Source organism: Psychrosphaera sp. HA2-10 (assembly GCF_055693745.1).
Window position 1 is genome coordinate 1,695,274 of record NZ_CM146341.1, and the last position, 20,540, is coordinate 1,715,813.

At 40.0% G+C, this 20,540-nt stretch carries 16 protein-coding genes; 8 read left to right on the forward strand and 8 right to left on the reverse strand.

All coding sequences use genetic code 11. From position 1 onward, the window contains the following. Window positions 1-40: 40 nt before the first annotated feature. Both ACZ1GV_RS07720 and ACZ1GV_RS07725 read right to left on the reverse strand, forming a co-directional pair. A complete protein-coding gene (locus ACZ1GV_RS07720) occupies window positions 41-1,735 on the reverse strand; it encodes an NAD-dependent malic enzyme (protein ID WP_472673671.1) in 1,695 nt (564 codons plus the stop codon). A gap of 204 nt (window positions 1,736-1,939) precedes the next feature. Next, entirely contained in the window at window positions 1,940-3,730 is a 1,791-nt protein-coding gene (locus tag ACZ1GV_RS07725) for an alpha-amylase family glycosyl hydrolase (protein WP_472673672.1), read from the reverse strand. Between the two features lie 242 nt (window positions 3,731-3,972). Between ACZ1GV_RS07725 and hisF the strand changes: the two genes are divergently transcribed. Next, window positions 3,973-4,746 carry an imidazole glycerol phosphate synthase subunit HisF gene (gene hisF / locus ACZ1GV_RS07730; RefSeq protein ID WP_472673673.1) on the forward strand — a complete coding sequence of 258 codons (774 nt, stop codon included), beginning with the start codon at window positions 3,973-3,975 and terminating at the stop codon, window positions 4,744-4,746. Here hisF and ACZ1GV_RS07735 read toward each other — a convergent pair. The 3 genes from ACZ1GV_RS07735 to ACZ1GV_RS07745 are packed head-to-tail and all read right to left on the reverse strand — an operon-like array spanning window position 4,743 to window position 7,082. Then, a complete protein-coding gene (locus tag ACZ1GV_RS07735; RefSeq protein WP_472673674.1) occupies window positions 4,743-4,988 on the reverse strand; it encodes a DUF6868 family protein in 246 nt (81 codons plus the stop codon). The genes hisF and ACZ1GV_RS07735 overlap by 4 nt on opposite strands. A gap of 9 nt (window positions 4,989-4,997) precedes the next feature. Beyond that, window positions 4,998-6,227 carry a PQQ-dependent sugar dehydrogenase gene (locus ACZ1GV_RS07740; protein ID WP_472673675.1) on the reverse strand — a complete coding sequence of 410 codons (1,230 nt, stop codon included), beginning with the start codon at window positions 6,225-6,227 and terminating at the stop codon, window positions 4,998-5,000. A gap of 24 nt (window positions 6,228-6,251) precedes the next feature. After that, complete coding sequence (locus ACZ1GV_RS07745) at window positions 6,252-7,082, reverse strand: DUF3025 domain-containing protein (protein WP_472673676.1); 831 nt, start codon at window positions 7,080-7,082, stop codon at window positions 6,252-6,254. 129 nt (window positions 7,083-7,211) lie between these two features. Here ACZ1GV_RS07745 and ACZ1GV_RS07750 point away from each other — a divergent pair, with 129 nt between their 5' ends. Then, window positions 7,212-8,828: a M28 family metallopeptidase gene (locus ACZ1GV_RS07750; protein WP_472673677.1), complete on the forward strand. Its 1,617-nt coding sequence runs from the start codon at window positions 7,212-7,214 to the stop codon at window positions 8,826-8,828. Between the two features lie 367 nt (window positions 8,829-9,195). Continuing rightward, the gene (gene asnB, locus ACZ1GV_RS07755; RefSeq protein WP_472673678.1) at window positions 9,196-10,968 is read left to right on the forward strand and encodes an asparagine synthase B; all 1,773 of its coding nucleotides are present in this window, start codon (window positions 9,196-9,198) and stop codon (window positions 10,966-10,968) included. A gap of 115 nt (window positions 10,969-11,083) precedes the next feature. Here asnB and ACZ1GV_RS07760 read toward each other — a convergent pair whose 3' ends face one another. Then, on the reverse strand, window positions 11,084-12,013 hold the full coding sequence (locus ACZ1GV_RS07760) for a patatin-like phospholipase family protein (RefSeq protein WP_472673679.1): 930 nt from the start codon (window positions 12,011-12,013) through the stop codon (window positions 11,084-11,086). 215 nt (window positions 12,014-12,228) lie between these two features. Here ACZ1GV_RS07760 and ACZ1GV_RS07765 point away from each other — a divergent pair, with 215 nt between their 5' ends. After that, window positions 12,229-14,040 (forward strand): M1 family metallopeptidase, encoded by a 1,812-nt coding sequence (locus ACZ1GV_RS07765; protein WP_472673680.1) that lies wholly within the window; start codon window positions 12,229-12,231, stop codon window positions 14,038-14,040. Beyond that, window positions 14,040-14,465 (forward strand): MAPEG family protein, encoded by a 426-nt coding sequence (locus ACZ1GV_RS07770; protein WP_472673681.1) that lies wholly within the window; start codon window positions 14,040-14,042, stop codon window positions 14,463-14,465. Before ACZ1GV_RS07765 ends, ACZ1GV_RS07770 begins: the two co-directional genes overlap by 1 nt. Here ACZ1GV_RS07770 and ACZ1GV_RS07775 read toward each other — a convergent pair. Together ACZ1GV_RS07775 and ACZ1GV_RS07780 are read right to left on the reverse strand one after the other, a co-directional pair. Beyond that, window positions 14,424-15,572, reverse strand: coding sequence for a CNNM domain-containing protein (locus tag ACZ1GV_RS07775; RefSeq protein WP_472673682.1), 1,149 nt, complete (start codon window positions 15,570-15,572; stop codon window positions 14,424-14,426). The genes ACZ1GV_RS07770 and ACZ1GV_RS07775 overlap by 42 nt on opposite strands. 101 nt (window positions 15,573-15,673) lie before the next feature. Next, on the reverse strand, window positions 15,674-16,858 hold the full coding sequence (locus tag ACZ1GV_RS07780; RefSeq protein ID WP_472673683.1) for an acetyl-CoA C-acyltransferase: 1,185 nt from the start codon (window positions 16,856-16,858) through the stop codon (window positions 15,674-15,676). A gap of 216 nt (window positions 16,859-17,074) precedes the next feature. Between ACZ1GV_RS07780 and ACZ1GV_RS07785 the strand changes: the two genes are divergently transcribed. The 3 genes from ACZ1GV_RS07785 to ACZ1GV_RS07795 all read left to right on the forward strand — a co-directional run bounded on the left by ACZ1GV_RS07785 (window position 17,075) and on the right by ACZ1GV_RS07795 (window position 20,532). Next, the gene (locus tag ACZ1GV_RS07785) at window positions 17,075-17,485 is read left to right on the forward strand and encodes a MerR family transcriptional regulator (RefSeq protein WP_472673684.1); all 411 of its coding nucleotides are present in this window, start codon (window positions 17,075-17,077) and stop codon (window positions 17,483-17,485) included. A gap of 145 nt (window positions 17,486-17,630) precedes the next feature. Further along, complete coding sequence (locus ACZ1GV_RS07790; protein WP_472673685.1) at window positions 17,631-18,800, forward strand: isovaleryl-CoA dehydrogenase; 1,170 nt, start codon at window positions 17,631-17,633, stop codon at window positions 18,798-18,800. Window positions 18,801-18,921: 121 nt separating this feature from the next. Beyond that, window positions 18,922-20,532, forward strand: coding sequence for a carboxyl transferase domain-containing protein (locus ACZ1GV_RS07795; RefSeq protein WP_472673686.1), 1,611 nt, complete (start codon window positions 18,922-18,924; stop codon window positions 20,530-20,532). Window positions 20,533-20,540: the final 8 nt, after the last annotated feature.

Genomic DNA, 20,540 nt, shown 5'->3' on the forward strand with positions numbered 1-20,540 from the left:
CCTTTTTTATTACGTTAACGCTAACACAGTACCGCGCTCACTACGCACTTACTCGCTTGTAAGGGCGATATTCTGGTGTCCAAAAGTTTTTCTCTATTCTTTGATGGATCTCTTCATCGGTAATAGACAATGCATGGCCTTGCTCAATAGCAACTTTAGCCACATTAAACGCAATCTCTTTACTTAATCTTGGCAAGTCTACCAATTCTGGTAATAAAGCACCCTCTCCTTCATTAACCAGCGGAGAATTTTGCGCCAATGTTTCACTCGACGCCATAATCATTTCATCAGAAATAATTCTCGCACCTACTGCTAGTACACCTAAACCAATGCCTGGGAAAATGTATGCGTTGTTACATTGCGCTATTTCAAAAGAACGACCATTAAAATCAATAACTTTAAATGGACTACCGGTAGCGATTATAGCGTTGCCGTTTGTCCACTCTATTACATCTTTTGGATGTGCTTCAATTTGTTTAATTGGATTGCTTAATGGAAAAATAATTGGCTGAGAGTCATGCTTGTGCATTGTTTTTATCGCTTGCTCAGTGAATAACCCTGGAACACCTGACACACCTATAAGTATTCCCGGCTTGGCGTTTTCCATCACCTCAACAAGTGTTGGGTAGTCACCCGCAATATTCCATTCCTCATAATCACGAGACTCTTGAGCAAGAGCTTGTTGAAAATCTCGAAGATTGCTCATGCCGTTTGTTACTAAACCAAAACGGTCGATCATGAACACTTTCTTACGCGCTTCAGAGTCAGTCAAACCTTCTGCAACCATTTGCATAATGACTTGCTCAGCAATACCACAACCTGCAGAGCCCGCACCAACAAAAGTCACGTTTTGTTCAGATAACTTTTGATCTTTTTTACGACAAGCCGCTAATAATGTTCCCACAGTAACAGCTGCTGTGCCCTGGATATCATCATTAAAACAACACACTTTATCTCTATATCGCTTTAATAAAGGCATCGCATTTGGTTGGGCAAAATCTTCAAACTGAATCATCACACCAGGCCAGCGCTTTTGTGCAGCGGTTATAAATTTATCTACAAACGCATCGTACTCATACTGGCTAATACGTTCATGTCGTTCACCCATATACATAGGATCATTAAGCAGTTTAGGGTTATTAGTACCAACATCTAAAGTAATCGGCATGGTATACGCAGGGCTAATACCGCCACATGCTGTATAAAGTGATAATTTTCCTATTGGAATGCCCATTCCACCGATACCTTGATCGCCTAGACCTAAAATTCTCTCACCGTCGGTTACTACGATAACTTTTACTTTTTGCTTAGTCGCATTGCGTAAAATATCGTCCATTTGGTCTCGTTCAGTATACGAAATAAATAAACCACGATTACTACGGTAGATATCCGAGAACTTTTCACAGGCATCACCAACCGTTGGTGTGTATATGATCGGCATCATTTCGGCAATATGCTGATTTACCAACTTAAAAAATAAAGTTTCGTTACTATCTTGAATTGCTCGTAAATAGATATGTTTGTTAATTGGCTCTTGGAAGCTAGAGTACTGTAAATAGGCTCGTTCAACTTGCTCCTCGATTGACTCATAACGAGGTGGCAATAACCCCATTAAATTAAAGTTAGTGCGCTCTAACTTTGAAAATGCGGTACCTTTGTTTAGGAGTGGCGTTTCGATTAATGCAGGTCCTGCATAGTGAATATATAACGGACTTTTTTCAGCTTTTTGGTTCATATAGATCCCGAAAGAATGTGGGTCGGATGTTTTTGATTTACACCATATTTTACGTGCAATTATAGTCAATTGTTAAAGCATAGTAGAGGATTAACTAAAAGTTAAGGTACTGGTAATACCTGTTAAATAGGGTTTTTACTCATTTGTGCAGAAATAAGACAAAAGTGCGGCAAACACCGCACTTTAATAACCGTTAATCTAAGGTTAGATAGTTTTGATAATTACAAAACTCAACGGGGCCAATTCAAACTCATTTTTCAGTTGGTTTGTTTCACCATATACAACTTCAAGATCTGCAGCATTAGGCGCTTTAAATTTTTTCACTGATTTTGCCGAATTATAAATCACCGTATAACTTGGATGACCGTTAAGCTCCCTAGTAAATGCAAAAATACCAGGCTCGTCATTATACTCAACGACCTTTTGGATTCCTTTTCTTAGTACTTCATGGCCGTGATAAACCTCGGCAAATTCCGCCAGCTTTTTATATATTGGGTGGGTCACGTCAAAATTGTCGTCGGCTGTGGTTTTATCCGTACCATACAAATTATTGTCATTATAATCTGGTGTAAGCGATGGCATCATATCTTCTCGAGCACCTCTATCGCCGCCATCACCTGTAAAACCCTGTTCATCGCCATAATATAAAACTGGAATGCCGCGGGCAAAGTACATTAATGAATTTGATAACAAGAAACGTTTAATTTTTTCTTGTTCGCTAGCCTCTGGTAAAGATTGATCGAGCGTATAAGCTAACCTACCGACATCATGGTTACTGACAAAATTCATTAAGTAGTCAGCGCTACTGTTATGATCATTGTAAAGCGTATCGTATGAAAACAGGTCGTTTAGATTATCAGTGCCTTTTTCATAAGCAAAAACGTCTTTAGTACGGTATTGAAATGCAAAATCCAACACCGACGGGATATCACCTTCAGTCGTAAATTTACTTAGTTCTTGCGGGTCACCTGAATAGACTTCACCAAAAACAAAAAATTCAGGAATGCCTTGCGTTTTAGCATGCTCAATTATTGCTGGTGTAAACTGTTGCCAGAATTCCATATTAACGTGTTTTACGGTATCAATGCGAAAACCGTCTGGTTTAAACTCGCTAATAATGTTGTTAAATATTTCCGTCATGCCTTTTACGACTTCTGGGTTATCAGTATCGACATCATCCAGCCCCATAAAGTCGCCATAGATTGAGTTTTCACCCTGCCAGGTACTGTCACCCTGATTATGGTAATATTTTGGATCGTTTAACCATGCTGGCGTTTTTAGGTTTTCATGGCCTTTAGGTATAAATGGGGTGTAACCTTTTCCTGCAGCTTTATCGGCAAGAGAAACGTACTCACATAACTGTTTTGATGTACTAAATAACGGTTTCCCATCGCCATGACACTCCTGATATTTAATAACATCGGCGGTATGGTTGGTAATTATGTCAAAAAACACCTTCATATTTTTATCATGTGCGGCATCAATAAACTCTTTTAAATCTGCATTAGTGCCCAGATGTGGGTCTATTTCAGTAAAGTCTAGTGGCCAATATCCATGATAACCTGAAGAGTCACCTTGTACCGCTTGATTCCTAAGGATAGGCGTAAGCCAAATTGCCGATATGCCTAGACCTTTTAAATAGTCTAAGCGTTTTGTTAAACCTTTAATGTCTCCACCGTGGTAATGAGCGTTACTGGTTTTATCAAATCCACCAGCGCTTTCTGGTATCGTTTTGGAGCCATTATCATTGGAGCTATCGCCGTTATCAAACCTATCTGGCATCACAAAATAGAAAACGTCATCTCGAACATCACGGGTCAAATAATGCTCACTAAATTTAGGATTGCTTGACGCTAATGTTGTAGTTTTGATATTGGCGAGGTTATTACTATTGCCGTCTGACTCTCCAGATTGGCCACAAGCCGAAAGAACAAGACTGGAAAGAAGAGTCAAGCCAACTATGGCTGGCTTAGTATAGAGCTGCTTTGCTTTCATTATTATTGAGTTCCAAAAAGGTAACGATAGGGATATAACATAACGAAACTAATGATAATTTAGAATTAAAAACGAGCAATGTGACCATGACTACGTATGCACCTAGTCATTATTCATACAGAAACTTAGATATTCTCGTCAATCTGCAGAAATTAACCTATGGATAGGTCTACAATCACCATCACAATGTAGATATACTCTTTGCCCAATTAAGTAATTAACATCATGCATGAGTATTCGATATGTTAGCAAAACGCATAATTCCCTGTTTAGACGTAAAAGACGGAAAAGTTGTCAAAGGCGTTCAGTTTAGAAATCATGAAACAATTGGCGATATAGTGCCGCTGGCTGAACGATATGCTCAAGAAGGTGCCGATGAGTTGGTTTTTTACGATATTACAGCATCGAGCGATGTTCGTGTTGTTGATAAAAGCTGGGTCAGCCGAATTGCTCAGGTTATCGATATTCCGTTTTGTGTTGCAGGTGGAATTAAAACGGTTGAACAAGCCGGTGAAATTCTATCCATGGGCGCAGATAAAATCTCAATAAATAGTCCAGCACTACTAAACCCAGAACTTATTACGGAACTACACGATACTTACGGACAACAATGTGTTGTTGTTGGTATTGACTCTTATTACAACGAAAAAACTGGTGAATATGAAGTTTATCAGTTTACTGGTGACGAAAGTCGCACACAAAACTCAGGACGTAAAACGATTGATTGGGTTAAAGAAGTTCAGGAGCGAGGTGCTGGTGAAATTGTACTTAACTGCATGAATCAAGATGGTGTTCGCCAAGGTTATGATCTAAAACAACTAGAACTAGTCCGTGAGCACTGCAAGGTACCATTAATCGCGTCGGGTGGCGCGGGCGAAATGGTACATTTTAAAGACGCTTATCAACTAGCCAATGTAGACGGTGCTTTAGCCGCGTCGGTGTTCCATAAAAAGATAATTGATATTAGTGATCTTAAAGAATACCTAAGCGACGCAGGAATTTCTATCCGCAGTTAATAACCCATTATTTTCAAAGAAAAATACGGGGCAAGTGTAAAAACAAATAATAATATTTTATATTGCCCCAATACAGTTAAATACATAGGTTTCAAAACCGACTTCTCAATACCAAATAGTCTTTTGTGTATCGAAAATACAAAATCGTCAAACAACGTAATAAATATAAATGCCAACGTTAATGCGCTAACGTGAAATATCGACATCCAGCCAAATAACGTGGTGATCTCTTGCATGCTCATAATCTATCCTTATTGTTTTGATAGCCGAACTAATTTTCCTGAGTCTGTAACGATTAATAGCCGACCTTGTTCATCTTCAACAATGTCGCGTAGTCGCTCTTTTAAATTTTTTAAATACGTGCGCTCAGACAATAATTCTAATCCACTGTGGCTTTTTGAGTCATTTGACTCTGATTTATTTTCATCTGTATTTCTTAGCGCTACCACTCGCATTTCTTGATACTTCAACGCTGTATTAATAAGTTTATTTTGGAATTCAGGAAACTCAGAACCTGAGTAAACTAATAATGATCCTGGCGCGATAGACGGCGTCCAATTAACTAATGGAGACTCTAATCCTGACATGGTTTTATGTGGCGTTATTTCTAGACCTGAATAATCAATTCCATAGGTTATTTTTGGCCAACCATAATTTAATTTAGGCTTTATGATGTTGATTTCATCGCCACCTTTTGGGCCGTGCTCATTTGAAAACAACAACTTTCTATCTTTATCGTAAAATAAACCCTGTGGATTTCTGTGACCAATGGAGTAAATTTCAGGTAACGCCCCTTCCATTTTTATATACGGGTTATCACTTGGTACTTCACCATTATCTTTCAAGCGAATGATCTTACCTAAATGAGAGTCCAGCTTTTGGGCATCATCCATATAAGAATAACCGTCACCGACTCCAAACACTAAAGTACTGTCTGGTAGAAAGGCCATTCGGCCGGCAAAATGATACGTCGCTGCCTTTTGCGGCGTCGCTCTAAATAATATTTCAATGTTTTCGAACGTAAATGAGGCTGTCTTGGATTTTTGTGAAATATTTAGTTTTGCTCTTGCTAACGTGGTGCCGTTCGAAAATTTGTGGCCTGATGCAAACGTAAAATATACCCATTGATTTTCCGCGTAGTCAGGGTGAGCAATAACATCCAACATCCCTCCTTGGCCACTTTCATAAACACTATCGCTAAACTGTCTATTCGCGGCGGACATTATACCTGTTGCATTATTCCATAAACGCACGTCACCGTTTCGCTCAGTGATTAAAAATAACTCTGATGATAGATGAGCGATACCCCAAGGCTTATGTAAACCTTCGAATAGCGTTGTTGCATTAAGCTTAACATTTACTGCAGGCAGGCTATCGAACGCAACCTGGTTGTTTGCAACCGCTTGATTTTGCCATATAGTGAATGCCAATAAGAAAACCACAAAGAGTTTCATCAATTTCCGTTGCGCCGACATTTCCATTTCTTTTTCCTTTTGTCTAATACGTTAGGCTTTATTATCAGCCTTAGGCCTAAAATATTCGGTATTATCATAAAAAGTTAATGATTCGTTTTCTTCATGCCAGCCAGGCACTCCTAACAAGGGTAATGGCGACATTTGGGTATTGTCTTTTAAAACGCCTTCTTTAATTCTAGTCGCTAATCGCTCATCAAGCAGTCTGTATTGAACATTTTTTGGTAGCGCCAATATTTCGGCACTGCTATCAATGACAAGCCATTTGCCCGTCAGTCCAATAAATGGTTTAGTCAGCATTTCATAATTAGCATGTCCAAATTGATAAACGGCAATCCCATCATCATTTGCTTGGTGCCATTTATCTCTAAGTTCAATAAAAGCGGTATTCCAATCGTGCGATTTCAGAGCCGCCAGTAAGGCTTGGTTTTTGGTCACTAACACTACACCGCATTCGTCAAATAAAGTGAGCGCATTTCTTAGCTTAGATCGTTCTTGAGAGTCTGATGATTGAATGTCTTTATAATGTAACTCATTAATGAGTGCTTTTGTCTTAGGAAACAAACTCCAAACAAGAGCACCAAAAATGTCGTGCCAACTCTCTTTTCTCGTAGGCACTTGACCTGTTTCGTATATAAACGTTTCGTACTCAACGGCGTTATAATCTTTACTGGCGGCCTGCTCAACAAAACGGATAACTTTGCCATTATTATTTTCAACTTCATAAGGTAATAACGAATCGAGGGCTGCACAACTTGGCCACTGAAACCAGTCGTCAAACGCTGCAACATGATTAATATCAGCAAAGCAACCTTGGTCTGCAAATTCTGTGGTCCAGTGGGTAAAGCTAGAAAACTTTTTCATTTCGTTTCAAATCCCATATAAACAGATAACAAAACGACTCGAAAATCGAATCGTTCTAGAATATAGTCGTAATATTACTGCCATGATAACGCAGCTAAGCATTTGTTTTAATTTAAAAGGGAAATAATAATGATAAAAAAGATCGCCGCCCTATCTTTGTTGGCAATACAACCTGCCATTGCCGCGGATAACGACTTTGATAAAGCCTATCAATCTATTAGTGAAGCTGATTTAAAAGTTCATGTAAAAGAAATTGCCGATGATAAATATATGGGCCGTTTACCAACAGGTCCTGGTGAAAAACTTTTACTAGACTACCTAACCAAACAATTTACTTCGTATGGCTTTATGCCAGGAAATGGTGATAGCTTTTTGCAACCGGTTGACCTAGTTGAAATTACCGCTTCGGAAGATCAGGTGTTAACCATTGGTGGAAAAGAGTATACCTATCGAAAAGATATGGTTATGGGGACTAGCCGCACTAGTGAATTTGAAGAAATAAAAGACTCTGAACTGGTTTTTGTTGGTTACGGCATTAATGCGCCTGAGTACAACTGGAACGACTACGCTGGTTTGGACATGAAAGGCAAAACGGCTGTAATTTTGGTTAACGATCCGGGATATGAGTCAGGTGACGATAGTAAATTCCAAGGAACAACAATGACCTACTATGGTCGTTGGACATACAAATATGAAGAAGCAAGTCGCCAAGGCGCTGCAGGCGCTATCATTATTCACGAAACCGCGCCAGCTTCCTACCCTTGGAGTGTGGTTGAAAATTCTTGGACCGGGCCACAATATGGCTTATTTAAAGCCGATGGCAACAAAGAACGCATTAATGTTGAGGGATGGATTCAAGCAAACGTTGCTAAAGAGCTATTTGCGAAAGCTGGTTTAGACTTTGCCGCATTAAAAAAACAAGCCATGCAAAAGCCTACCAATGTTGACTTGGGTGATCTTACGGCCTCAGTAAAAGTAAACTCAAAAGTAAAACCTTCAAAAAGTTATAATTTTATTGCAACGCTACCAGGAACTAAACGCCCAGATGAACATGTTATCTATACCGCACATTGGGATCACATCGGCGTAGATAAAAGCAAGAAAGGCGACCAGATTTATAATGGCGCGCATGACAATGCAACCGGTATTGGTGGTGTACTAGAAATTGCACAAGCTTTTTCAATGTTAGAAACCAAGCCAGAACGTTCTGTTACCATTTTAGCGGTAACCGCTGAAGAACAAGGCTTATTAGGCTCTAAGTACTACGCGCAAAACCCTATTATTCCTCTGACTAAAACTGTCGCAAACATCAATATGGATAGTTTAAACGTTTTGGGCAAAGTGAAAGAAATCAACGTGCAAGGTAAAGGTAAGTCCGACATGGACAATTACTTAGCAAACGCAGTTAAAAAACAGAACCGAGTATTAGTTGAAGGTGAAAACCCATCAGCAGGTTATTATTATCGTTCTGATCACTTTAACTTTGCAAAAGTTGGTATTCCAGCTCTTTACGCAGGCGGTGGTGTGACGCCTGTTGATGAAAAGACAGCGGAGTATCGTAAAAAAATGAGCCTTATTGTACGTGGTTGTTACCACCAGCCTTGTGATAAATATCGCGAAAGTTGGGACTTATCCGGCGCACAACAAGACGTGCAATTATTTTTTGATGTTGGTTATCAGATTTCAAATAATAACAAATGGCCAAATTGGTCAAAAGGCGCTGAATTTAAACGCCCAGCAAAATAACTTGATGCGAAAGTCTCCTTTTTTGCATTTATTAGTTAAGGCAGCCTAGGCTGCCTTTTTTGTTGTCCGTTCAGCAGAATTTTTTCCATCCAAATTAAGAACAAAATTTGATCACACGGCTTTTCCCTAAGGTTATTTGAATAGAAAGTGTACAAATTTGATACAAACTTTAAAATTCTGGCGATAAGCTCAAATCTTTTCTTGTCTTCATTTTTTAACCGTGGCAGTCTGAAATCAGAGCCAAATTTAAAGTAGTTGCTCTAAATACAAAAAAGTTAAATAAGTAGCAAGATTCGTTTTGTCGCGCCGACTTACAGACGTCTCTTGTGTGAATTTCGATTAATAATTAAATGGAGTGAACTCACTAATGTGTTCAATTTTCGGTATTTTAGACATCAAGACTGATGTCTCAGCGTTACGCCCTAAGGCGATAGAATTATCAGGAATGTTAAGACACCGTGGACCAGATTGGTCTGGTGTATGGAGCAATAATAATGCGATATTAGTCCATGAACGTTTGGCTATCGTAGATTTAGAGAATGGCGCGCAACCTCTAATAAATAATAATCGAAATCACATCTTAGCCGTAAATGGTGAAATATATAATCACAAGCAGTTAGAAGCTGCGTTAACTACTGACTATCAATTCCAAACTCAATCGGATTGTGAAGTTATTCTTGCGTTATATCAGCAAGAAGGTGTTCAGTTTATTGACCAGTTAAAAGGTATGTTTGCATTTGCCTTGTTTGATGAAAGTGACGGCAGCTATCTAATAGCTCGAGATCACTTGGGTATAATACCTCTGTACTATGGTTATGACGTGCATGGTCAATTGTATGTCGCTTCTGAAATGAAAGCCTTAGTTCCGGTTTGTAAAACGGTCAGCGAGTTTCCTCCGGGTCACTATTTATCATCAAAAGAACAAGACGACGTACCATCGGATCACACATCTATTAGTGAATCTGGTCTTAAATTTACTCGTTACTATAATCGCGATTGGCGCGACTATGAGACAGTAAAAGATGCCGGCGGTGATGCTAAGCTAGTTCATGATGCGCTTACCGAAGCAGTTCGTACTCATATGATGTCCGATGTTCCTTATGGCGTTCTTTTATCTGGTGGTTTGGACTCTTCGGTTATTGCAGCGGTTGCGCAGAAGTTCGCCAAAAAGCGAATTGAAGACGAAGGTCAAAGTAAAGCTTGGTGGCCACAGTTACATAGTTTTGCAGTAGGCTTAAAAGGTGCCCCTGATTTAATTGCCGCTAAAAAAGTTGCTGATCATATAGGCACTATCCATCATGAGCTTCATTACACGGTTCAAGAAGGTATTGATGCAATCCGTGACGTTATCTATTTCTTAGAAACGTATGACGTAACTACGATTCGTGCGTCTACACCTATGTATCTTATGGCAAGAAAAATAAAAGCCATGGGCATAAAAATGGTGTTATCAGGAGAAGGAGCTGACGAAGTATTTGGCGGTTACCTATATTTCCATAAAGCGCCAAACGCCAAAGAGTTTCATGAAGAAACGGTACGTAAGCTAGATCGCCTCCACATGTTCGATTGTGCTCGTGCCAACAAATCTATGTCTGCATGGGGCGTAGAAGCTCGAGTTCCGTTTTTAGATAAGGCCTTTTTAGATACGGCTATGTCGATGAACCCAGCTCTAAAAATGTGTGGTAAGAATGCAGAACGTTTAGAAACCGGTGCGCCAGGTTTTGGCCGCGCAGGTATAAAAATGGAAAAACACATAGTTCGTGAAGCTTTCGCAGATTATCTTCCTGACGATGTATTATGGCGCCAAAAAGAACAGTTCTCTGATGGTGTTGGTTACAATTGGATAGACTCATTAGTTGAACAAGCAGAATCTCAGGTCACTGACCAAATGATGGCAAGTGCCGAGTTTAGATTTCCGCATAACACACCACAAACGAAAGAAGCATACTTCTATAGAACTATTTTTGAACAGCATTTCCCTCTCGACTCCGCGGCTGAATGTGTTCCAGGTGGTAAATCAGTGGCATGCTCTACCCCTGAGGCATTGGCATGGGATGAAAAGTTCAGCCAAAATGCAGACCCGTCTGGGCGCGCTATGTTTGATGTTCATGAGCAAGGCTACACAGATAAGTCTGCCTGATAAGTCTGTCAGCTAAGCTGTCGTTGTTAAACGTACATTAATAAAAAGTAAAAAAGCCTGAATGAGTTCTATTCGGGCTTTTTTAATGCGCTTATTAACACCGCCATCTCGGTTGTTAACTGTGCAGTCGTTTTGTGTTTTTGGGATTAAGCAAGTTGTGTTGAATTAAAAAGTCATGCCCAGCTTTTAAGCCCATTTTATAGTCTGCAATCAACGCTTCTTTGGTACTTCCCAACACTTTGCTTTGTAGCGGACGAGCCGGTGTTACTTCTATTACATTTACGCCTTCAGGCGGATTTTGAATCACTGATTGAGCTTTTGCATACGACGCTTCATGTACATCTAAGATTTTATAAACTTGCGGTGTTCTGTTACGAGTACAAAAAATAGGTTTGGCACGCTTTAACACCTCACCAATAGCAGTTTCGGCTGTTTTGGAAGTCCGAATTACCACGGCTTTATTGGCCCCTAAATGTATTGCCTCTTCAATTGGAATAGGTGCACTTACGCCGCCATCGACCAAAGGCTCTTTGTTTAATGTCACTCCTCTGCGATACAAAAAAGGAATTGCACTGGATGCTTTTAACGCTGGGATCCAACCTATTTTATTCGGATCCAATAACGCTGTTTCCATGCTACTTGCTTTGGTTGATGAAAAGAACAGTTTTCTGTTTTTTGCTTTACGCGCCGCTGTTTCTGTATCTAGTTGGTATGCTGAGTCTTCTACTTGGTTAAAGTACCAATCAAGATCCATAACGTGTTTGCCTTTGAATGCACTCCATACGTTAAAAAACTCATCACTGTTTGTTAAATCTGAAATAGCGCTATAAGCATAACCAAATTGGTGACTCATAAAACTAGCAATATTTTGGGCGCCAGCTGAGGTTCCTACCAATATTTCAAAGGGATTAAAGTTAGATAATAACCAGCTATCTAATACACCTGCGGTAAACACGCCACGCTGACCGCCACCCTCAGCGACGAGCGCTAGGCCTTCTTGTGGTTCTGTCATGTTTACTTGTGAATAATCTGTATCGCCAATCATTGTTAACCCCTTTAGTTTAGAGTTTCTATAATAAAGCATGGGGATGATTCACAAAATTTCAAATTTCTGATATCAATGTTAAGAAAAATAGAACGTCGAAATTTATGCTTAACATTCTCAAACGGTATTTCATCGCAAATTGAATAACTTATATCGATTTATTCACTTTGTTTTGTTAAGAATAGAATTACTAATTTAAAGTAAAAGGAATGACAATGCGGTTATCTTCGCTAAACAATAAACTAATTTCGCGTAAAACGTTGGTTAGTCTGGCTCTTGGTTCTCTTCTAGCAGCTTGTTCCTCCACTGAACAAAAAATCAATTCATCAGACGGTGCGTCCCAGCTAAAAAATTCTGTTGAGGCCACAAGTGACTATTCTAAAAAAAGCGGTGGTATAGCTCCAGAGCGGCAACAAGGTTTATCGATGTCATATGCTGAATTGCGCTTTACTATTTTTCCAGACCAAAAGTCGATTTCAGTGGCAACAAAATTAACGTTAAATACCGCAAAACAAACCTCACAAATCTCAGTTGATTTAGACCGCGTTTTTAACATAAATCAAATTAGCGTCAACGGCCAATTATTAGACCCCAAACAATACTCCAACACGATGGGTGAATTAAAGATTGACCTACCTACTCCTGTAAGTGGCGACTTTGAATTAGCTATTAATTACAACGGAAAACCAAGAGAAGCTATAAGAGCACCGTGGGATGGCGGTTTTGATTGGAAAAAAACACGTGAAGGTGAACATTGGATTGCAACCGCGGTTCAAGGTGAAGGTTGTGATCTTTTTTGGCCGTGCATTGATCAACCATATGGCGAGGTGGAGAAAATGGATATCCACATTACTGTGCCAAAGGATTTAGTCGCAGCCTCAAATGGAGTATTACAAAGCATAACAGAACAAGACGACTTAAAAACTTTTCACTGGCAGACCTCTTCTTTGCACAACACTTATGCTATCGCGTTAAATGTTGGTCCATATGGTTTAATTGAAGATAATTATAAAAGTGTTTTTGGGAATACAATTCCTGTTGCTTTTTACCATCTAAAAGAAAACGAGCCTAAATCAAAAATTTTGTTTGAAGAAATCGCTCCTATGCTAGATTTTTTTGAAACTGTCATCGGCCCTTATCCATTTGGAAGCGAAAAAATGGGCGTGGTCGAAACACCACACTTAGGTATGGAGCATCAAACAATCAATGCCTACGGCAATAATTATCGTAAGGATGAGTTTGGCTACGACTGGTTATTGCAACATGAATTTGCTCACGAGTGGTTTGGTAATCAATTAACAAACAACAATTGGGATCACATGTGGTTGCACGAAGGGTTTGGCTCTTACATGCAACCTCTATATACTCAATATTTGCACGGCGACATGGCCTACAAAGCGCATCTATTTAAACAACGTAAGAGTCTTATTAATAAGTTTCCAATTGTCTCTAATAAACCTCTAGCGGTAGAAGAGGTCTATAACCGACAGGTTGGTCCAGGCAATGATATTTATGCAAAAGGTTCGCTAGTCTTGCATTCTTTACGTGAATTGATTGGTGATGAGGCATTCTTTGCCGCAACTCGCCAACTTGTTTATGGCACTCGTACTCCTGAACCTGGCAATTTTGCCCCTCGTTTTTCAGATACCAATGAGTTTATTAGTATTGTAAATGAAATTACCGGTGACAATTTACAATGGTTTTTTGATGTTTATATCTATCAAGCGGCGCTTCCTAAGCTAAATATCGTTAGAAATGATAAAAAAATGACACTTAATTGGATTATCGAGAACAATCGTCCATTTCCTATACCGCTCGAACTCAGTATTAATGGTAAGCTACAAACGCTTATCTTAGATGAGCCTAAAACCATTGAGGTTCGCCGCAAGGATGTTGTTATTGTCGACCCAAATAGCAAAATATTACGTCATCAAGATAATATTGAGCGCTACAAGTCATATCTTGAGGAGCAGCGCTTAATTAAAATGACGAAACAGAATAAAAAATTAGTAGAGGCGGAGAAGTAATGTTGTTTTATCCTATGTTTGCCATGTTTATGCTGATATTCGCAATTGGTATAGTGACGGCGCGAGCTCGATTTGGGCATATTAAAAGTAAAGAAGTTAGTCCTAAATATTTTCTATTGATGCAGGGCGATAACATCCCAGAAGCGGTACTAAAAACCGGCCGCTGTTTTAGCAACCAGTTCGAGTTTCCGTTATTGTTTTTTGTTGTGTGCCTAGCTTACATGGTGCTTGGCTTAGACACATTAACAGGATGTATTGCAGCATGGACGTTTGTAGCATTTAGAGCCATCCATGCTTTTGTCTTTCTGACGAGCAACAACCTTATAAAACGAATGCTTAGCTTTTGGGCTGGCGTATTTGCAGTCGTTGTTATGTGGATTGACCTATTTATTCTTGTCAGTGCTGGCAGTGGGCTCAATCACTAAGGTTTGATTATTATCACCCGTATCGAGCGTAGTCTGTTCATCTAGACTCATATCAACGGGTGGAATATCTAGGAGGTCTGGATCGCTATTAAGTTCAGACCACCTTTTTAAATTTTCAGTCTCTTCATCGCTACTACTGTCTTTTTCATCAAAGATATGTACCTGCAATAAAGATTCAAGTAAATCCTCTAGCGTAACTATACCTTTAACTTCGCCATACTCATCAATGATCAAGCTCATGTGAGTACGTTTAGTTAACATATTGGTAAATAGGCTCGGTAAACTCATGTTTTCGGAAACAACATATAAAGGTTTGGTTAATTTACCAATTCGATAATTTGGCTTAACCCTTACGTTTGCTAAAATAGCATCGCTTTTAAACACATAACCGATAATGTCATCTGGGTCTTTGTCAAAAACTAATACTCTAGAGAAAGGACTTGAGCCGTGTTGTTTACAAAATTCTTCTACCGACAACTCTTTTGATACGCGAAATAACTTATTGCGTGGCGTAATGATGTTGCGAATTGGCGTGTGCCTAAACTTCATCAAGCCTTTAATAATTTCAGATTCTTGTTGATGTAAAGCGCCTACCTGCGAACCAAACATGGCCATTGCTTCGATTTCAGCACGAACATGTTTGTTGTCATCTTCTTGTTTGCTAAATAACGTTGTAATTTGGTCTGACAACCACACAAACGGCTTCAACAAGCGCACCATTACGACAAGCACTAACGACACCACAGGCGCTAGCGTACGCCAATGGTTTGCGCCTAGGGTTTTTGGAATAATTTCCGATAAAACTAATACCAGAAGAGTCATCACCGCGGATGCAATACCTATTGCGGCGTCGCCATAAATAGCAGCCGCTTGTGCACCAACTCCTGCAGCACCGGCAGTGTGAGCAACGGTGTTTAACGTTAAAATTGCCGCTAATGGCTGATCAACTCTCGCTTTTAATTTCTCGATGCGGGTGCCCACCACTGGATTTTTATCCATATAGGCTCTTGTATAACTTGGCGTAATACTTAATAAAACAGCCTCTAGTACACTACACAAAAACGATATCCCTATCGCCACAATTCCATAAATTAGTAATAACGTCACGACGTTGCTTTTCCTTATTAATTTAAAATCGGCAACAAAAAAGGCTACTCACGCAGCCTTTTCAAAACACTTCACCCCGTATATACGAGCATAGTTTAACTTTAGAGCATTTCTACTGTAATTGCTGTTGCTTCACCACCACCAATACATAATGACGCTAAGCCTTTTTTCAAGCCTTTATTTTGTAAAGCATGCAATAAAGTAACAATAATTCGCGCACCCGAGGCACCTAAAGGATGACCAAGTGCACATGCACCACCATGCACATTCACTTTTTCCGCTGGCAAAGACATTTCTTTCATTGCGGCCATTGTAACCATTGCAAAGGCTTCATTAATTTCAAATAAGTCAACGTCAGATGTGCTCCAACCGGCCTTCTCTAATGCACTTTCCATGGCACCGATTGGCGCTGTTGTGAACTTTTCAGGCTCAATAGAATTTGTTGCATGACTCACTACTTTTGCCAAAGGCGTTAATCCACGTTTTTGCGCTTCTGACATTTTCATCATTACTAGTGCTGCAGCACCGTCACTGATAGACGATGAATTAGCAGCCGTAATAGTGCCATCTTTTGCAAACGCAGGGCGAAGTGTTGGGATTTTATCAATTCGAGCAGCGCCTGGTTGTTCGTCAACAGAAACAGTAACGTCACCTTTGCGAGTTGAGTAAGTCACTGGTGCAATTTCATTATCAAAACGACCTGACGCAATCGCTTCTTGAGCGCGAGTTAGGGAACGAATTGCGTACTCATCCAACGATTCACGAGTAAATTTAAATTCGTTGGCAGTATCTTGAGCAAAACACCCCATAGCTTTACCTTGATATGCATCTTCAAGACCATCTAAAAACATGTGGTCCATTGCTTTACCATGACCCATACGCATACCACCACGCGCATTTGGTAACATATATGGTGCATTTGTCATGCTTTCAAATCCGCCAACAACGGCAACATTTATTGAACCCGCTTGAATAAAGTCATTGGCCATCATTGCGGCTTTCATGCCAGAGCCACATACTTTGTTGATTGTGGTTGCACCTGCCGATAGTTGTACACCGGCTTTAATGGCTGCTTGACGTGCTGGTGCTTGACCTAAGCCAGCAGGTAAAACACAACCCATAATAACTTCATCAATATCAGTTCCTGTTATGCCTGCACTTTCAATGGCTGATTTTATGGCGACAGCGCCTAACTCAGGTGCCGATACTGAAGACAAAGAACCTTGGAAACCACCTAACGGCGTACGTTTAGCGGATACGATTACTACTGGATCATGATTTGACATTTTATAACCTCTTAATATTTTTATGGCCGCATCTTACGCCGGAATAAATTTATTGCCAAATATCAGCACTCTGAACTAAACGTAAACAATGGCACAAAAAATTTACATTTTTAAATAATCACGGTTAATTTGAACAAAATGTTACCCAACACCAAGGTTTACGTTAACGTAAACTTACCCTACACTAAGACGCTAAATTAACGACTAGGTACAATAATGGCGGCGACACAATCTCAAACATCGCATACTCAAGACACCCTCACCTACACTATTGGTGAGCTGGCCAAAGAGTTTGATATTACCACTCGTAGTATTCGGTTTTATGAAGATGCGGAATTATTGTCACCAGCTAGAAATGGCCAGACTCGAGTATACAGCGCCAAAGATCGCACCCGCTTAAAGTTAGTTTTGCGCGGTAAACGTCTTGGCTTTTCATTGCAGGAAACGAAAACCATTTTTGAGTTGTACGACAATGAAGATACCGAAGAAAAACAATTACACATAATGTTGGAGTTAATCGAAGAAAAGAAACAACGATTAATTCAGCAGCAAAAGGATATTGCTGACGTACTGGCTGATTTATCAGAATTAGAAAGCGGCTGTAAAGATTCATTAGCTAAACTGTAAGCATTCATGTAGCTAAAACGTTAACTACAAGCTGAAGTTTAGAAAGTTCCAAGCCGGTGACGATATTAAAAGTTTCGTTATTGGCAAAATAATAAAAATTAAAATTTAAATTAAATATCAAATTCAACAGAAAAAGAGACCTATTATGATCAGTTCATTTTCATCACTAAACTTCAACCTTGGCGAAACCGTAGACATGATCCGCGACACGGTAAACGCCTTTGCTCGCGACGAAATTGCGCCTCGCGCTGAACAAATAGATATCGATAACGAATTCCCTAAAGATTTATGGCGTAAATTTGGTGAGCTAGGTTTATTAGGTATGACAGTTGAAGAGCAATACGGTGGCTCAAACTTAGGTTATTTAGAGCACGTAGTTGCCATGCAAGAAATTAGTCGTGCGTCTGCCGCAGTTGGCTTAAGTTACGGTGCAATGTCTAACTTGTGCCTAAACCAGCTAAGCAAAAACGGTTCACATGAGCAAAAATTAAAATATCTTCCTAAACTTTGTTCTGGCGAACACGTAGGTGCATTGGCTATGTCTGAGCCTAATGCTGGCTCTGACGTTGTAAGCATGAAACTTAAAGCTGAGAAAAAAGGCGATAAGTACATTCTTAACGGCAACAAAATGTGGATCACAAATGGTCCAGACGCTGATGTTTACGTTATTTACGCAAAAACAGATGTAACCGCGGGCTCAAAAGGCATTACCGCTTTTATTGTAGAGCGTGACTATCCTGGTTTCTCTCGTCACCAGAAACTAGATAAATTAGGTATGCGCGGTTCAAATACTTGCGAATTAGTATTTGAAGATTGTGAAGTGCCTGCAGAAAACATTTTAGGCCATGAAAATAAAGGCGTTCGTGTACTTATGTCTGGCTTAGATTATGAGCGTGTGGTGTTATCTGGTGGTCCACTAGGCATCATGGATGCGTGTATGGATATTGTTGTTCCTTATGTTCATGACCGCAAACAGTTTGGCCAATCGATAGGTGAATTCCAATTAGTACAAGGCAAAGTTGCAGACATGTATACCGGTATGCAAGCTGCTAAGTCTTATGTATATGCAGTGGCACAAGCCTGTGACCGTGGTGAAACAACTCGTAAAGATGCAGCTGCGGTAATTTTGTACTCTGCTGAATTAGCCACCAAAATGGCACTTGATGCGATTCAACTACTAGGCGGTAACGGTTACATTAACGAATTCCCAACTGGACGTTTATTACGTGATGCTAAGTTGTATGAAATTGGTGCTGGCACCTCAGAAATTCGTCGTATGCTTATTGGTCGAGAGTTGTTTAACGAATCAAAATAATCCGATTATTTAAATAATAAAAATTATATAAATAGCGAAATTTAATTATCGAGAAAGAGGAATCAGCGTTACCGCTCTCCTCTTTTGTTGTTCTGACTAACTCGAAGATGAAGATAAAATTATGGCTAAGATCACAAGTAAGGTAAATCCTCGCTCGCAAGAATTTTTGGACAAACAAAATGCCATGCAGGCTGTTGTTGATGATGTTCAGCAAAATGTAAATAAAATTAAATTAGGTGGTGGTGAGAAGTCTAAAGCTCGCCATGAATCACGCGGAAAACTTTTTGTTCGTGACCGCATTGAAAAGCTAATCGACCCTGGCTCAGCCTTTTTAGAAGTCGGTCAATTTGCTGGTTTTGATGTGTACGATGACTACACTCCTTGTGCGGGTGTTGTGGCCGGCATAGGCCGAGTATCTGGTGTTGAGTGCATGATCATTGGTAACGACGCTACAGTAAAAGGCGGCACTTACTATCCACTTACCGTTAAAAAACATTTGCGCGCTCAAGAAATAGCAGAGCGTTGTCACCTACCATGTATTTACTTAGTTGACTCAGGTGGTGCCAACCTTCCTCAGCAAGACGATGTATTCCCAGACAAAAATCACTTTGGTCGTATTTTCTTTAATCAAGCCAATATGTCAGCCAAAGGCATTCCACAAATAGCCGTGGTTATGGGCCTATGTACTGCCGGTGGTGCTTATGTACCGGCTATGGCTGATGAAAGTATTATCGTAAAAGAACAAGGCACTATTTTCTTAGCTGGTCCTCCCCTAGTTAAAGCGGCAACGGGCGAAGAAGTATCTGCTGAAGAACTGGGCGGCGCAGACGTACATTGTAAAATTTCAGGTGTGGCGGATCATTACGCACAAAATGACGAGCACGCGTTGCAAATTGCGCGAAGCTGTATTGCCAGAACCAACCGCAATAAAAACCTTCAAGTCCTTGATACAAAGCCTTCAGAAGAGCCACTTTACGATGCCAAAGAGCTTTATGGCATTGTAGGTACCGACTTGAAAAAACCATTTGATGTTAAAGAAGTTATCGCTCGTATCGTTGACGGCTCTGACTTTGATGAATTTAAACAACATTACGGTTCAACATTAGTGTGTGGTTTTGCCCGCATTTTTGGTAACCCTGTTGGTATTGTTGCGAACAACGGCATCCTGTTTTCTGAATCTGCTGAAAAAGGCGCTCACTTTATTGAATTGTGTTCACAGCGCAAAATACCTCTATTGTTCTTACAAAACATTACTGGCTTTATGGTTGGTAAAAAATATGAACATCAAGGCATTGCTAAACACGGTGCAAAAATGGTGATGGCGGTGTCTTGTGCAAAAGTGCCTAAATTCACCGTATTGATTGGTGGCTCTTATGGTGCCGGTAACTACGGCATGTGTGGTCGCGCTTATGACCCAACGATGATGTGGATGTGGCCAAATTCTCGTATTTCAGTTATGGGTGGCGAACAAGCTGCAGGCGTAATGGCACAAGTAACCAAAGACGGTATGGCTCGTCGTGGTGAAACGTGGACTGACGAGCAGGAAGCGGAATTTAAAAAGCCAATTGCAGATCAGTACGAAAAACAAGGTCATCCTTATTATGCATCTGGCCGATTATGGGACGATGGCATTATTGACCCTGCACAAACTCGTATGACCGTTGGTTTAGCTTTATCAGCGTCATTAAATGCACCAATTGAGGACACTAAATTTGGTGTCTTTAGAATGTAATTGGAGCC